The following is a 14,084-nucleotide window of genomic DNA, read 5'->3' as shown; positions in this document are numbered from 1 at the left end:
AACCCGCGGGACACTTGAGAAGGAGGCGATTCGTGGATGGTGACCGGGGCAACGAAGGTGCGCTTCGGCGATCCGCGCATTGAACTCGCCCATGGGGCGGGGGGAAAGGCCAGTCGGCGACTGGTTGAAGGATTGTTGCTGCCGTACTTGTCCAATGAGGCCTTGGCCGATCTCGGCGATGCGGCGTATCTGGAGGTCCAGGGAGTGCGATTGGCCGTGACGGCGGACAGTTTCGTCGTGAAACCGCCCGTGTTTCCCGGAGGATCCATCGGAGAGTTGGCGATCAATGGGACGGTGAACGATTTGGCCGTGGCGGGGGCGAAGCCGCTGGCGCTGGTGGCCACCCTGATTCTGGAGGCGGGTTTGCCCACCTCGGCGTTGGAAGCGGAAGTGGCCGCCATGGCGGAGGCGGCCCGGAGAGCCGGCGTAGCGGTGGTGGGCGGGGATACCAAAGTGGTCGAGCACGGCAAGGCGGACGGCTTCTATATCACCACGGCGGGGGTCGGCGTGGTGGATTCGCGCGTGAGTCTCTCCGCGAAAGGGGTGCGCCCGGGGGATCAGGTGCTGCTTTCCGGCCCGATCGGCGACCACGGCATCACGGTGCTTTTGGCGCGCGGCGAACTGGATCTGGAAGCCGATCTCGCATCCGATACAAGGCCGGTGTGGCCCATGGTGGCGGCTCTGGTTGACGCGGCGGCGCCGGGGTTGCGTTGGATGCGCGATCCCACGCGCGGCGGCGTGGCCACCGCTCTGAATGAGTTGGCCCGGGAGGCCGGGGTGGCGGTTCTGTTGGAAGAGGAAGCCGTTCCCGTTCGGCCGGTGGTGCGGGGCGCCTGCGAGATTCTCGGATTTGACCCGCTCCATATCGCCAATGAAGGGCAGTTTCTTGCCGTTGTGTCCCCGGAGTATGCCGACGCGGCCCTGGAGGCCCTGAAACGAGTGCCGGGGGGCGAGGCGGCGACCCGTGTGGGCGAAATTCGAGAAACGCCGGCGAAGGTGGTCCTGGCCAGTTCCCGGTACGGCGGCACCCGGGTGGTGGATATGCTCGTCGGCGATCCGCTGCCGCGCATCTGTTGAAGGGGGCGATCGACCATGGATCCTGTGGAGCGGTGGGCGAAGGAGCGCTTTCAGTATCGAAACGACGTCTCGGCCAGGTTTTTTCCCCGCGAAGCCGGGCGGTTGGCGGCGGCCTGCCGGGAAATGGCGGAACGGTTTCTGGACGGTGGGCGGCTGATCGCCATTGGCCGGGGACCATATGCCACAGACGCCCAGCATGTGTCGGTGGAGTTTGTCCACCCGGTCATCGTGGGCAAGCGGGCATTGCCGGCCCTTGATCTGTCCATGGCGTTCCCCGAGTGGCTGAACTCCGTCCTGCGCCCCGAGGATATGGTGATGGGGTTCGGCGCGCCCGGCGGAGATCCCGCCGTCGCCGAGGCCCTGGCCCGGGCAAGAGCCGGGGGGGCGCAAACCTTTGCGCTGCCGGGGACAGAGGGCAGCTACGCGGTGGATGCCCCCGACTCCGATCCCTTTGTGCATCAGGAATTGATCGAGATCCTGTACCACACCCTGTGGGAGACGGTGCATGTCTTTTTTGAACATCGGGAATTGGGGAGCGGGGCCGGAGAAGCGGAGTTTTTGTACCCATTTCTCGGTTCCCGGCGGCAGGATACCTCGAAGGTGGTGGCCGAGGTGGCGGAGTCCATCGAGGCGAAAGCCCGGGAAGTGGAGCGCCTGCGCATGCAGGTGGCGGCCGAGGAGATGTCGAACGTGGTTCGCGCCGTGCACACCCTGGCGGACTGTTTGGCGAAAGGCGGAAAACTCATCGTGTTCGGCAATGGGGGTTCGGCCACCGACGCCAACGACTGGGCTCTGGATATGGTGCTTCCCCCGGCCGGGATGCGTCCGCATCCGGCCGTCTCCCTGTCCATGGAGCCCGCCGTCCTCTCCGCCTTGGCCAACGATGTGGGCGCCGAGGTGATGTTTGTCCGGCAACTGATTGCCCATGCCAACCGGGAAGATGTGGCGGTGGGGATCTCGACGAGCGGGGGTTCGAAAAACATCCTGTCGGCCCTTGAAGAGGCGAAAAAACGGGGACTGGTGACCATGGCCTTGCTCGGGTACGACGGCGGAGAGGTGATGCGCCGCGGCCTGGCGGATATCGCCGTGATTGTGCGGTCCGATTACATTCCTCGCATTCAGGAGGTTCAAGCATCCGTGTACCATATTATCCGAGAAGGTCTGGAGGTGGTCGGGAACGATGCTTGAGCTGTACGGTACCCAGGGCTGCCCGTACACCCGGGAGCTTCGGGAAAATCTTCTGTGGGAAGGGAAGGAGTTCCAGGAATACGATGTCGAGGAGGATCTCGAAGCGTTGAAGCGCGTGTTGGATTTGACGGGGGGGCGCACGGTCCCGGTATTGGTGGAGGACGGCCGTGTCGTGCAGGTGGGGTATCAGGGGCGGGGATGCATCGTCTCACTCCCCTCTGTTGAGGAATGAGGCGCTTCGAGTTGTGTTCGGACGCGCGATCCGCGCGGTCGTCGGTTCGGAGGCGATGAGATGAAAGCGGCATGGCGCATTCGCGTGCGCGGCGTGGTTCAAGGAGTCGGTTTTCGGCCTTTTGTGTTTCGCCTGGCGCAAGAATGGGGCCTTTCGGGATGGGTGCAAAACGGCGAAGGCGGAGTGGACATCCATGCCGAAGGAGATTCCGAGGCACTCGCCGCATTTTTGCGTGAGATGAAGGCGCACCCTCCGGGGGCGTCCCGTGTGACGGACGCGGAGGTTCAGGAGGTCTTGCCGGAGGGCCATGAGGTGTTTCAGATTCGCGAAAGCCGGCGAAGCGGCCGGCCGACGGTGAACATTCCGGCGGATTCGGCGGTGTGCGCCGCCTGTCTGGAGGAACTGTTCGACCCGGCGGACCGGCGCTATCTGTATCCGTACATCAATTGCACAGAATGCGGTCCGCGCTATACCGTGATCGAAGGGCTGCCGTACGACCGCCCTCGAACCACCATGAAGGGCTGGACGATGTGCCCGGATTGCGCCGGTCAATACCGCGATCCCTTGGATCGGCGGTTCCACGCCCAGCCCATCGCCTGCCCCCGGTGCGGACCCCATTATTATGTGCTGGGGCGGGAGGGCGAGACGGTGCGCGGGGATGAGGCGGCCCTGCGCGAAGCGGTGCACCTGCTGGGCCGGGGGGCGATCGTCGCCGTCAAAGGCCTGGGCGGTTATCACTTGGCCTGCGATGCAAAGAACGCCGGGGCTGTTCGTGCGCTGCGGGAGCGGAAGCGCCGCGGGGCCAAGCCCTTTGCCGTCATGGCCAAGGACCTGAACGTGGCGCGGGAGTTGGTGGATCTGTCGCCCGAGGCGGAGGCCCTGCTGACCTCGGCCATGCGTCCCATCGTGTTGGCTCCGGCCCGGCGGCCGTTGCCGGAGGTGGCCCCGGACAACGGCGACCTGGGTGTGATGCTGCCGTATACGCCGCTGCACCACCTGCTTTTTGCCTTTGGAGCGCCGCCGGTTCTGGTGATGACGAGCGCCAATCGCTCCAGCGAGCCGATCGTGTATCGAGACGAGGAGGCTCGGGAACGCCTCCGGGGAATCGCCGACGCCTGGCTGATCGGAGAACGGCCCATTGCCCGGCGCGTGGACGATTCGGTGGCCCGCGCGGGCCCGTTCGGGCCGACCGTGCTGCGGCGGGCGCGGGGTTATGCGCCGCTTCCCGTGGCCCCTTTGCCCGGCGACCGTCCCGTCCTCGCCGTGGGCGCCGATCTCAAAAATACGGTCACTTTGGTGGTGGACGGTCGCGCGATCATGAGCCAACACCTCGGGGATTTGGATCAGTACGAGGCATATGCCGCCTTCGAGCAGACGGTCGGCGATCTGCTGAACATGTACGACGTTCCCTTGGAGGAGACGGTGGTGGCCCACGATCTCCATCCGGATTTTCGCTCTTCGGCCTTCGCCCGCTCCCTGGCGGTCCGCCATCATCTCGGGGTGCAGCACCATCGCGCCCATGTGGCGGCAGTCCTGGCGGAGCAAAACGCGCTGGACCGTCGGGTCGTGGGGGTGGTGTTTGACGGCACGGGCTTTGGCGACGATGGGGCGATCTGGGGCGGAGAGCTGTTTTTGGGAAGTGCGGTGGAAGGATTGGTGCGCGCCGGGCATCTTCATTACGCGGTGCTGCCCGGGGGTGATGCGGCCGCCCGGGTGCCGTTGCAGGCGCTGGCCGGTTTTCTCGCCGAGCTTCCGGAGTGGGCGTCGGAAGCGGCCGCGCGTCTTCAGCTGCCCGAACGCTTTGTCAAGGCATTGAAACTGGCGGAAAAGGGCATTCAGACCTTTCCCACCACCTCGGTCGGACGGCTCTTTGATGCGGTGGCCGCCCTTCTGGGGTTTACCGGTGCGATTTCCTTCGAGGGCCAGGCGGCGATCTGGCTGGAGCATCTCGCCCGTCAAGCCCCCTTGGAGACGGTGTATCCGTTTCCATGGGATGGGCGGGAGCTGGATTTTCGCCCACTCCTCCAGGCGGTGATGAGGGATCGTCTGGCGGGTCGGGACGCGGCGGAGATCGCCCGGTCGTTCCACCGCGGCGTCGCCGAGGGCGTTCATCGTGCCGCGCTCGACCTGGGGCGAACCCACGGTGTGGATACGGTGGTGCTGTCCGGAGGCGTGTTTCAAAACACCCTTCTGTTGAGTGACCTCAAGGAACTGTTGGCCGGGGGCCCGATGAAAGTATGGATCGGTCGGGAAGCGCCGCCGAACGACGGCGGCATCAGTCTCGGCCAGGCGGCTTTGGCTGTGGTGGAGCGTCCTGCACAGCGGTCGTGAACCTGAGGAAACGCCCAAATGCCAGACCTGCATGTAAACGAGTTGTCTCACTGCAAGGGTCTGGAAGAGCTGTGAGACAAGCCGCGGCGACACGTGGTACACTAGGACTAGGGAGAGTACCGTGCGGCGAGGAGCGGTGAGCATGGGCCATGTACTGATCGTCGATGACGAGCCGGCCATTGTCGAGCTCGTGTCCTGGCACCTCAAGAAGGCGGGGTATGCGGTGGACACGGCGGAGAGTGGCGAGGAGGCGGATCGAAAAGTCCGGGAGGGAAATGTGGACCTGGTGGTCCTCGATGTAATGCTCCCCGGGATGGACGGCTTGAGTCTGTGCCGCAGTTGGCGAGACGACGGGATTGGAATTCCGGTGATTTTTCTTACAGCCCGAGATGACGAAGTGGACCGGGTGTTGGGGCTGGATTTGGGCGGCGACGATTATGTCACAAAACCGTTTTTGCCCCGGGAGCTGGTGTCCCGGGTGAAAGCGGTTTTGCGCCGGGCAGCCGCCAGTTCCCGTCGCCAAGGGGGGGCGAGCCACGAGATTCGCGTCGGAGATGTGGTGATTTGGCCCCAGGAGTACCGGGTGGAGGTGGCGGGGAAGCCGGTGCAACTCACTGCCCGGGAGTTCACATTGTTGACGGTGATGGCGTCGAAACCGGGGAGGGTGTGGACCCGGGACGAGTTGCTCGATCGGGTGTGGGGCTACACCTATGCCGGCGATACCCGGATTGTCGACGTCATAGTGAGCCACCTTCGGGACAAAATCGAAGAGAATCCCAGAAAGCCACGGTATATCACGACAGTTCGAGGTGTGGGTTACGGGTTCGGAGGGAGCCTGGAATGGGGCGATCGTTAAGTCGCCGGCTGGTGGTGATGGGATTCGTCCTGTCGGCTGTGGCCGGGCTGTGGACGGGGCTTTGGGTGGTGCGCAGTGAGGTGCGGGGCTCGATGAGCGAGGTGCAGGGCATCGCCGCCCGGGAGGCGGCACTGGCGGCTCAGGACGCGAGTATGCGCTGGTCCGAGCCGGTGAGGCTGATCGGATGGGCCGAGCAGACTGCTGGGTTGCTCGATGCGACATGCCGGGTGTATGGCCCCGATGGACGGGTAATCGCGTCTTCCGGGGAAACCGGGGGTTCGGCCGATTCGAACGCAGCCGCCCAGATTTGGCCTGGGGTGGAACTCAACCGGGCTTTGGACGGCGAGACGGCCACCGATGTCCAGCAGAATCCCGTGGGCCGGTTGGTGGTGCGGGCGGCGTCGCCAGTCCGGGCAGGGGATCGCATCCTGGGAGTTGTGTGGCTGGAAACACCCTTGGCCCAGGTGGTGGCGCCCTTTGGCGCGTGGTGGGCTTGGCTGGTGGGCTTGGGGGTCAGCGTCAGTTTGGGAGTGGCCTGGTCGGCGGTGGTAGCGAGGGACATCCGCACAGGGTTGCTCCAACTCAGACAGGCAGCGGCGGTTTGGGCTCAGGGGCGATACCACGGGCTGCCCTTTCGACGCAAGGATGAACTTGGCCAAGTGGCCGAGGAGTTGGCCGAGATGGCCTCTGCCCTCCAGCGCTCGACGGAGGATCTGGCCATGAGTGTGGAGAAACTTCACCTGGAAAAGGACCGGCTGGAAATCACGATGCAACATCTGGTCAGCGGGGTTATGGCCCTGGACGGCAGGGGTCGGGTGGAATGGATTAACCCGGCCATGGCCGAGTTGATCGGGGAGCAGCGGGTGATCGGTCGGCGGTTCTGGGGCATTCAAGCGTTCCAACCGATCTATGCGATGATTGATCAGGCGGTTCGCAACGGCGAAGGGGGCCGATACGACGGGGTGTTCGGCCCGGCCCGCCGGGAGGTGGAGGTGCACGTGGTGCCGATCCCCCGGATCCCGGGCCAGGGGCAAGAGGCCGGATCGACGAAGGATGTGGGTCGACCGGAAGGGAGGCACTTCTTAAGGGGAAGCAGTTTGTCTGGCGGGGCCGTGGTGATCATTCACGATGTGACCGAACGCCGCAGGCTGGAACAGGTGCGCAAAGAGTTCGTCACCAATGTCTCCCATGAACTCAAAACCCCGGTGACCGCCATTTGCGGACTGGCCGAGACCGTGGTGGAAGAGGATTTAGCCCCTGAGGAGCGAAGACATTTTTTGGAGTTGATCCATCGGGAGGCCCGGCGACTGGAACAGCTGGTCCGGGATCTGTTGGATCTTTCCCGGCTGGAATCCCACCTGACCACGCTGCATCGGAGACCGGTGGATCTGGCGGAGATGGCCCGGGATGTGGTGCAGGATTACGGGTATGCGGCGGAGCAAGCCGGGACCGATCTTTATTTGGACAAAGAGGGCGATTGCCGGGCGGAAGTGGATCCCGACCGGGTGCGGCAGGTACTGAGCAATTTGATTGACAATGCACTAAAATACACTCCGGCGGGAGGCCGGGTGGATGTCCGGGTCCTGGGCACGGATCCCCGGGAAGTCAAGGTGGAGGTCGCGGACACGGGAGTTGGAATCCCCCCCGAAGACCGGGATCGGGTGTTTGAACGCTTCTACCGGGTGGATAAGGCCCGGGCCCGGACCACGGGCGGCACAGGGCTGGGGCTCGCCATCGTCAAACATGTGGTGCAGCTTCACGGAGGCCGGGTGGGAGTTGAAAGTGAAGTGGGCAAGGGGAGTCGTTTTTTTGTTCAATTCCCCCGCCGGTGGCCTCCGGACAGTTTACCCTGACAATGGCCGAAGAAGGGAGTGGGTCCGGGGGCTCGAGGGTCTGCGGCGGGCCGGAAAGCCGGGACGGGCTCTTGGAGGCGCCGCCCAGGGCGCAGTATAATGGGGGTGCAGGGATGGAGAGACGACCTTTTCACGTGGTGCTGGTGGAGCCGGAGATTCCTCCCAACACCGGAAATGTTGCACGCACGTGTGCGGCCACGGGAACGGTCCTTCATCTGGTCCGTCCATTGGGATTTGAGGTGGATGATCGCCACCTGCGTCGGGCGGGGTTGGATTATTGGCATTGGGTTCACGTTGAGTACCACGATCGGTTTGAAGATTTGCTGGAAGAACACCCGGAGGGGCGCTTTTTTTATTTTAGTACCAAGGGGAAGCGTCAGTATGCCGAGGTGAGGTATCGGCCCGGGGATTTTCTGGTGTTTGGAAAAGAAACTCGGGGGTTGCCCGACGCGCTGTTGGAGCGATTTCCCGAGCAAACGCTGAGGATCCCCATGCGTCCGGACATCCGGTCCTTAAATCTGTCGAACTCTGTGGCGCTGGCGTTGTTTGAGGCGCTTCGGCAGAACGGTTTTCCGGGTCTCGTGTGAATCCGGATTCATGAAGTGGCAAAAGGGGGGGCGCCTGTGTCTGAAATTGATTCGGCGGAGTTTGCGATCATCGGGGGCTCGAGCACCTTTTCGCTGCACTTTCCAGAGGATGTCGAAACGGAAGATGTACAGGTGCTCAAAAGTGGAGTCCGTTTCGACACCCCTTATGGTCCCGGGCCGGAGATGAAGTTGTTTACGTTCGGGGACAAGCGAGTTTGGACGGTGAAGATGCACGGCTGGCGCCCCGAGGAGGGGTTGCCGAGAGGACGGGCGTCTCAACAACTGTTTTGGATTCTCGGCCAAGCCGGAGTGCGCAAGGTGTACGCCGAAGGTGGAGTTGGAGCGTGCAATCACTTGCTGGATGTGAGGGACGTGGTCATTCCCGATGACTACATCGATCAGTCCATGCGCAAAGATGTGGGATTGGGGGGTCCGTATCTGTTGGTGATGCGCCAGCCCACTTGTCCCCACGGCCGACGGCGATTGGCCCGAGCTGCCCGGGATGCCGGCCTTGGTCGGGTGTTCGAACGCGGGGTGTACGCCAACACCGATGGGCGTCATTTTGAAAGCGTAGCCGAAGTACGGGCGCTGCAGATGATGGGGGCAGACGTGATCGGGCAGAGCATGTGCCCGGAGGTGTACCTGGCCCGGGAGATCGGTGCCTGCTACGCCCGGGTCGACTTGGTGGTGAATTATGCCGAAGGGGTGGTGCGGGATTGGCGGCACGAGGAATTGCGGGACTTGTTTTTTCAAGAAGCCCGGGCGGTGGGCCGGATTCTGCTCGATGCCCTGCGCGAAACGCCTCTTGATGAAGATTGCGGATGCCGGGACCTGCGGAAGGATACCCTGCTGACGAAGGAAAACATCGGAAAGGGGCGATAGGGCTTGACCCGGAGGGCCCTGTTGTTTGATCTCGATGGGACGCTTTTGCCGCTGGATCTGGAGACCTTTTTGCACGGCTGTTTCTCGGGCATGGCCCGCCGGGTGGACCGCTGGCTGGCGCCGGATGAACTGGTGAACTTGATTTGGGCGGCGGTCAAAGACACCGTGAAGAACGACGAGCCCCATCGCACGAACGACGAAGTATTCCGGGAGGCCTTCATGGCCAGGGCCGGCGCCGGGAAGGAAGAAGTCTGGGCGGAGATGAAGGCCTTCTATGAGGAAGAGTTTGCCCAGCTTCGCCATTTGGCAAGGCCGACGGACTTGGCCCAGGAAATTTGTCGCACAGCTCTGGAGCAAGGTTATGAGCTGGTGGTGGCCACCAATCCGATTTTTCCCGAAAAGGCAATTCATGAGCGACTGCGCTGGGCGGGCCTTGAGGCCATTCCGTTTCGGCTGGTGACGACCATGGAGAATTCCCACTACTGTAAGCCCCGGGTTCAGTATTACCGCGAGATTCTGACGAAGATCGGCCGATGTCCGGAGGAGTGTACGATGATCGGCAACGATGTTGTGGAGGACGGGGCAGCGGCAGAGGCGGGAATCCCGGTGGGTCTCGTCACCGACTGTCTCGTGGGATCGGTGCCGGCGGACCGCTCCCCGGCCTGGACCGGGACGTTGACGGACGTGCTGGAGTGGATCAAACACAGGGAAATTTAACGCGAGGAGGCGGTGGAATGCGGCGAATGCGCATGGCGGTGGCGATGGTCCTGTCTCTAACGCTGGCGGGATGTGGGATGGGGCTTGCACAGCCGTCTCCCGCTACCCAGTCGGGTTCGCAAGCGGGCGGGGCAGCGGGAGCCCCATCGGGTCAAGGGCAGCCGGGTGGAGGATCGGCCTCCGCCGCGAAACCGGCGGGACAGTCGGCAGGGTCGGCGCAGGGGCAGGGGGGAAACGATGGGACTCCTGGATCTGCGCCAGGAGCGGGGCCGGAGGCGGCCCAAGGGCATGGAGCCGGGGCCATGCAGCAGACAATGGGGCCCAGTGGAGGCATGCGGGCGAGTTCAGAGGATTTTGTGCCCGCGAGCCAACTGACCATGGAAGCCCTGAAACAGCGCAAGAATCTGTGGATCGATTGCAATCTTTCTCAGCAGCGGGTGTACATCAAAGATGGCGATCAGGTGCTCAAGGTTATGGTCACCTCGTCGGGACTGGATACGAATCCGGACAATTCCACTCCCCGGGGAACTTTCCAGATTGGCCAGCGGGATACTTGGTTTTATAATGCCCAAGAAAAAGAAGGCGGGATGTATTGGGTCTCGTTCAAAGGGCTCGAATTTCTCTTTCATAGTGTTCCCATGGACCAGAATCAGCAGATCATTCAAAGCGAGGCGGACAAGCTGGGGCAGAAAGCGTCTCACGGATGCCTGCGTCTCTCGGTGCCGGATGCCAAATGGTTTTATGACAATATTCCACCTGAGACGAAGGTCGTTATTCACGATTGAATTCCGGGCGGCCGCCGTCCCGGTCGGCCGCCCAGGATGTCTCAGTGCATGACCGGAAGGCTGACATTCAGGTGATAGAGAAACTCCTCTCCTTCGCCGTAAACGGGTTGGACAACGAAGCCCGCGGCTTCCAAGGCGCGAGCCACCTGTTTGCGGGTTTCCACACTATCCGTTTTCACCGTTGCTCCGTAGGACAGCACCTGGACGGAGACCGGCTTTCCCCCGGCGGCTTGTTCGACGATCCGACGAATATCTTCCACCTCGATCCCTCCGCCTTCAGTATGCCCCAAACCACCGATCCACTTTTCACCCGCTTCATTGGGCCGCATCGGCTCCCGTCTGATGATCCGGGCGGTGAGTTGCATAAAAGTCCGGGTTGTCAAAGTAATTTCCCGCCTGTTCCCACGTCGGGTCGCAGGGGATCCATTTTTTCTCGTCCGCCAAATAGACCACATTCCAGGCGTGGGGTCCGCCACTTCCATCGGGCAACACCGCTGTACCGAACTCCTGTTTGACCTGAAGGCCAACGGCCCTGCCCATGGCGACCATGAGCGCGGAGTAATCGGTGCACACGCCCTTGCCGGTGTTAAACGTCGAGATCGCCCCGAAGGATAGCGATTGAATCTGCCCCTGTTCAATGGCGGCCGCTTTTTGATTATCGTACTGCACGTGTTCCCCGATCCAGCGATACAGTCGGTAAGCCTTTTCCCGGTCTGTCCGGGCTCCTTGAACCACCTGCTTTGCAGTGGCATCGATCTGGCTATTCGATTGGAAGCGGGTTTGCCAGGTCAAGAACCCCCGGGCCTCGGGCGGGGCGTTTTTGGCTGCCTCTTGGGTTAACTCGGTCAGCCATCGATTGGCTTGATCCCCGAGAACGGGAACCTTGTGCGCGATTGGGCTCGACAGAAGCGGCGCCACCACCCGGGTATCCGCCCATCGATACAAAGAACTTTCCTTTGCCATCGCCTCCACGGTCGGGGCATGGATATAGGGCAGGATGAGGTGAATGGCTGCTACAAACACCAACATGTGAAGGGCGCCCCGGGGAACTTGGAGAAGACCACCCAGGGTATGGTTCAACGCTCTGGGCAGCCGAGAGGCCAACCCCTGCAGCCGGTGAAGCACGCCCACGGCCAGGCCGATCACCGGTTGGGCGAACAGATCCAAAATCCACGAAAACAGGAACGCCGTCACCGGCACCGCCACGGCCCATGCGATCAAACTTCCGTGAAGCTGACGGCTGACCCACTGCAACTGAGGGATGCCCCAGGCGTTTTGGGCAACCACCGTCCGCAAAAGCCACAGAGCGGCCAGGGACGCCAGAATCCACTGCACAGATCCGAGTGCCGAACGAATGCTGTACTTCATCAGTTCCAATTCACCCGGCAACCCGCGCCACAGGCCGATGACAATGGGAGATAGCAGCAGGAAGGCCGCAATGAGAGTGATCCAATTATGGTCCAATGGGCAGCCACCTCCGGTTCGCCAGGCAACAGGACTCATCGCGCCGCATATATATGGAATACGTAGGACGTTGTCAACTTTGTGACCCAGGACGACGGGATCGGTGCTATCAGACTAACGGACATGAATATATTTTACAAAATCACAACCCTTCCGGAAAGGATCGGGGCAAGAGCCCGATGAAAAGGGGGAGACATCATGGACATCTTAGACCGCCTGTCGGAATACCGGGCTCGTGAAGAGCAACTCCGTTGGGAGGGCACATTCCGAGACTACCTCGACATCGTCCGAGCCAAACCACACGTTGCGCAGTCTGCGCACTCCCGTATATATCAAATGATCGCCGCTGCCGGTGTGCAGACCGACAAACAGGGAAGGAAACACTATAAATTCTTTGAACGGGAAATTTTCGGCTTGGATTCCGCGATCGAACGGTTGGTGGAGGAATATTTTCATTCGGCCGCCCGGCGTCTGGACGTCCGAAAGCGGATCCTGCTTTTGATGGGTCCTGTCAGCGGGGGCAAATCCACCATCGTGACCATGCTCAAGCGCGGTTTGGAGCAGTTCTCCCGCACCGACCCAGGCGCGTTGTACGGGATCAAGGGGTGCCCCATGCACGAGGAACCCCTGCACCTGATCCCTCCGGAACTCCGGCCGGACTTTGAACAGGAGTTCGGGATCAAGATCGAAGGGACCTTGTGTCCCGCGTGTCGCCTGCGGGTCCAGGATGAGTACAACAACCGAGTGGAGGAAGTGCCCGTGGAACGGGTGCTCCTTTCCGAAGACGATCGGGTGGGCATCGGCACCTTTAGCCCTTCGGACCCGAAATCCCAGGATATCGCCGACCTCACCGGAAGCATCGATTTTTCCACCATTTCCGAGTACGGGTCCGAGTCCGACCCCCGGGCTTATCGATTCGACGGGGAACTCAACAAAGCCAATCGCGGGCTGATGGAGTTCCAGGAGATGTTGAAATGCGATGAAAAGTTTCTCTGGCATCTGCTTTCTCTCACCCAAGAAGGAAATTTCAAAGCCGGGCGGTTTGCCCTCATCTCTGCGGACGAAATGATCATCGCCCATACCAACGAGGCGGAATACCGGGCGTTTATCGCGAACAAGAAGAATGAAGCCCTGCAATCCAGGATGATCGTCATGCCGATCCCGTATAACCTGCGCGTCACCGATGAAGTGCGGATCTATGAAAAATTAGTGCGTCAGAGTGATCTCCGGGATGTGCACATCGCCCCTCACGCCCTGCGGACGGCAGCGATCTTCTCAGTGCTCACCCGGCTTCGGGACTCCAAGAAACAGGGTATGGATTTGGTGAAAAAAATGCGCCTGTACGACGGGGAGACGGTGGAGGGGTTTAAGGAAAAGGATATTGAAGAGCTGCGCCAGGAAGCGCCGGATGAAGGCATGTCCGGCGTCGATCCCCGGTATGTCATCAACCGGATCTCCAGTGCGCTGATTCGGCGGGACACCCCCTGCATCAATGCTTTGGACGTCCTGCGCGCGCTGAAGGACGGGCTTGACCAGCACCCCTCCATCACCAAAGAAGACCGAGAGCGGCTGCTCAACTTCATCGCCGTGGCGCGAAAAGAATATGACGACATGGCGAAAAAAGAAGTGCAAAAGGCTTTCGTTTATTCGTATGAAGAATCGGCCAGAACCCTGTTCGAAAATTACCTGGACAATGTTGAGGCCTATTGTAATTGGCAAAAATTGAAAGATCCTATTACGGGAGAAGAAATCGATCCGGATGAAAAACTGATGCGTTCCATTGAAGAGCAGATCGGCATCTCGGAAAACGCCAAAAAAGCGTTCCGGGAGGAAATTCTGATTCGCATGTCCACCTACGCCCGCCGGGGACGGAAGTTCGAGTACCACTCCCACGAGCGCCTGCGGGAAGCCATCGAAAAAAAGCTGTTCGCCGACCTGAAGGATGTGGTGAAGATCACCACTTCCACCAAGACGCCGGACGCCCAGCAACTCAAGAAAATCAACGAAGTTACCAAACAGTTGATCGAGGAACACGGGTATTGTCCGATCTGCGCGAACGAACTGCTGCGGTACACCGGCAGTTTGCTCAATCGGTAGCGAAAGGGCGGGGAG

At 61.5% G+C, this 14,084-nt stretch carries 13 protein-coding genes; 11 read left to right on the top strand and 2 right to left on the bottom strand.

Going from position 1 to position 14,084, the window contains the following annotated elements:
- The first annotated feature begins 36 nt into the window (after positions 1 to 36).
- The 10 genes from hypE to BTUS_RS18045 all read left to right on the top strand — a co-directional run bounded on the left by hypE (position 37) and on the right by BTUS_RS18045 (position 10,508).
- Entirely contained in the window at positions 37 to 1,077 is a 1,041-nt protein-coding gene (gene hypE, locus BTUS_RS12605) for a hydrogenase expression/formation protein HypE (protein WP_013076456.1), read from the top strand.
- Between the two features lie 15 nt (positions 1,078 to 1,092).
- Positions 1,093 to 2,265, top strand: coding sequence for an SIS domain-containing protein (locus tag BTUS_RS12600; RefSeq protein WP_013076455.1), 1,173 nt, complete (start codon positions 1,093 to 1,095; stop codon positions 2,263 to 2,265).
- Positions 2,258 to 2,497, top strand: coding sequence for a Uxx-star family glutaredoxin-like (seleno)protein (locus BTUS_RS12595; RefSeq protein WP_013076454.1), 240 nt, complete (start codon positions 2,258 to 2,260; stop codon positions 2,495 to 2,497). Before BTUS_RS12600 ends, BTUS_RS12595 begins: the two co-directional genes overlap by 8 nt.
- A gap of 60 nt (positions 2,498 to 2,557) precedes the next feature.
- Positions 2,558 to 4,828 carry a carbamoyltransferase HypF gene (hypF, locus tag BTUS_RS12590; protein WP_013076453.1) on the top strand — a complete coding sequence of 757 codons (2,271 nt, stop codon included), beginning with the start codon at positions 2,558 to 2,560 and terminating at the stop codon, positions 4,826 to 4,828.
- A 142-nt stretch (positions 4,829 to 4,970) separates the two neighbouring features.
- The gene (locus BTUS_RS12585) at positions 4,971 to 5,684 is read left to right on the top strand and encodes a response regulator transcription factor (protein WP_013076452.1); all 714 of its coding nucleotides are present in this window, start codon (positions 4,971 to 4,973) and stop codon (positions 5,682 to 5,684) included.
- Positions 5,669 to 7,537, top strand: a complete 1,869-nt coding sequence (locus BTUS_RS17005) for a HAMP domain-containing sensor histidine kinase (RefSeq protein ID WP_013076451.1) — start codon at positions 5,669 to 5,671, stop codon at positions 7,535 to 7,537. Before BTUS_RS12585 ends, BTUS_RS17005 begins: the two co-directional genes overlap by 16 nt.
- Before the next feature lie 113 nt (positions 7,538 to 7,650).
- A complete protein-coding gene (gene trmL, locus BTUS_RS12575) occupies positions 7,651 to 8,124 on the top strand; it encodes a tRNA (uridine(34)/cytosine(34)/5-carboxymethylaminomethyluridine(34)-2'-O)-methyltransferase TrmL (protein WP_013076450.1) in 474 nt (157 codons plus the stop codon).
- A gap of 36 nt (positions 8,125 to 8,160) precedes the next feature.
- Entirely contained in the window at positions 8,161 to 9,006 is an 846-nt protein-coding gene (locus BTUS_RS12570) for an MTAP family purine nucleoside phosphorylase (protein WP_013076449.1), read from the top strand.
- A 21-nt stretch (positions 9,007 to 9,027) separates the two neighbouring features.
- Positions 9,028 to 9,723, top strand: coding sequence for an HAD family hydrolase (locus BTUS_RS12565; RefSeq protein ID WP_013076448.1), 696 nt, complete (start codon positions 9,028 to 9,030; stop codon positions 9,721 to 9,723).
- 17 nt (positions 9,724 to 9,740) lie between these two features.
- Entirely contained in the window at positions 9,741 to 10,508 is a 768-nt protein-coding gene (locus tag BTUS_RS18045) for a L,D-transpeptidase (RefSeq protein ID WP_013076447.1), read from the top strand.
- A 41-nt stretch (positions 10,509 to 10,549) separates the two neighbouring features.
- On the opposite strand, the gene BTUS_RS12555 is transcribed toward BTUS_RS18045, so the two are convergent.
- Positions 10,550 to 10,768, bottom strand: a complete 219-nt coding sequence (locus BTUS_RS12555; protein ID WP_013076446.1) for a hypothetical protein — start codon at positions 10,766 to 10,768, stop codon at positions 10,550 to 10,552.
- Between the two features lie 55 nt (positions 10,769 to 10,823).
- Positions 10,824 to 11,972, bottom strand: a complete 1,149-nt coding sequence (locus tag BTUS_RS16995; protein WP_013076445.1) for a transglutaminase domain-containing protein — start codon at positions 11,970 to 11,972, stop codon at positions 10,824 to 10,826.
- 198 nt (positions 11,973 to 12,170) lie between these two features.
- Between BTUS_RS16995 and BTUS_RS12545 the strand changes: the two genes are divergently transcribed.
- Positions 12,171 to 14,069 (top strand): PrkA family serine protein kinase, encoded by a 1,899-nt coding sequence (locus tag BTUS_RS12545; RefSeq protein WP_013076444.1) that lies wholly within the window; start codon positions 12,171 to 12,173, stop codon positions 14,067 to 14,069.
- The last annotated feature ends 15 nt before the right edge of the window (positions 14,070 to 14,084 follow it).

Origin of the sequence: Kyrpidia tusciae DSM 2912 (assembly GCF_000092905.1) — a bacterium.
Lineage (GTDB): Bacteria > Bacillota > Bacilli > Kyrpidiales > Kyrpidiaceae > Kyrpidia > Kyrpidia tusciae.
This window is presented reverse-complemented; position numbering and strand designations above follow the sequence as displayed.